The following is a 1,244-nucleotide window of genomic DNA, read 5'->3' as shown; positions in this document are numbered from 1 at the left end:
AGCCTGGAAGCCCTGGTCAGCGACGGCTTCCTTACCCCGGAAGAATACGGCGTGCTGCGCAAATGCCTGGATTACCTCTGGGAAGTGCGCTGGCAGCTGCATGTCCAGACCGAGCGCAACGAAAACCGCCTGTTGTTCGATCACCAGCGCCAGCTTGCGGACCGGCTGGGCCATGAAGATTCCAGTGCCAACCTGGCAGTGGAACATTTCATGAAAGGCTTCTACCGGGTGGCCCTGGCCCTGTCCGTGCTCAACGAAATGCTGCTGCAGCTATTTGATGAAGTCATTCTGCGCAGCGACACCCAGGAGCAGGTACGCCCGCTCAATCGCCGTTTCCAGGTGCGCAACGATTACCTGGAAATCAGCAACCCGGAAGTGTTCGAGCATCACCCCAGCGCCCTGCTGGAGGCCTTTGTGCTGATGGCCCAGAACCCGGACCTGAAAGGCATTCGCGCCTCCACCGTCCGCGCGCTGATCTACAATCGCCGCCAGATCGACGACGCCTTCCGTAACAACCCGGTCAACACAGACCTGTTCATGCAGCTGTTGCGCAGCCCCCATGCCCTGTTCTCCCAGCTGCGCCGCATGAAACGCTACGGCATCCTGGGCAAGTACCTTCCGGAATTCGGCGGCATCATCGGCATGATGCAGTACGACCTCTTCCATATTTACACCGTGGATGCCCACACCCTGCTGGTGATCAAGAACATGCGCCGGCTGCGCTACGAAGACCTGCGCGAAGAATTCCCGCTGGCCAGCGAAGTGTTCTATCGCCTGCCCAAGCCCGAGTTGCTGTACGCCTCCGGCCTCTATCACGATATCGCCAAGGGCCGCGGTGGCGACCATTCCGAACTCGGCGCGGACGATGCCATCGCTTTCTGCCAACGCCACGGTCTCACCGCCTGGGACGGCAAGCTGGTGGCCTGGCTGGTACGCAACCACCTGACCATGAGCGTCACCGCCCAACGCAAGGACATCTCCGATCCGGACGTGGTCTACGATTTTGCCCGCAAGGTGGGCGATCTGGTGCACCTGGATTATCTCTACGTGCTCACCGTGGCCGACATCAACGCCACCAACCCGACCCTGTGGAATTCCTGGCGCGCCTCCCTGTTACGTCAGCTGTACACCGAAACCAAGCGCGCCCTGCGCCGTGGCCTGAACAACCCGGTGGAAAAACAGGACTGGATCGACGAAACCCGCGACGCTGCCCTGCGCCTGCTCACAGACCGCGACCACGACGG

At 61.2% G+C, this 1,244-nt stretch carries 1 protein-coding gene; it reads left to right on the top strand.

The window, feature by feature from the left end; all coding sequences use genetic code 11:
• Positions 1-1,244 (top strand): HD domain-containing protein (locus A3730_RS06780; RefSeq protein WP_156501000.1); only part of this gene is annotated, 1,244 nt, incomplete at both ends.

Source organism: Alcanivorax sp. HI0044, from assembly GCF_001634945.1.
Note: the sequence above shows the minus strand (reverse complement) of the source record. Positions and strands in the feature narration are given on the sequence as shown.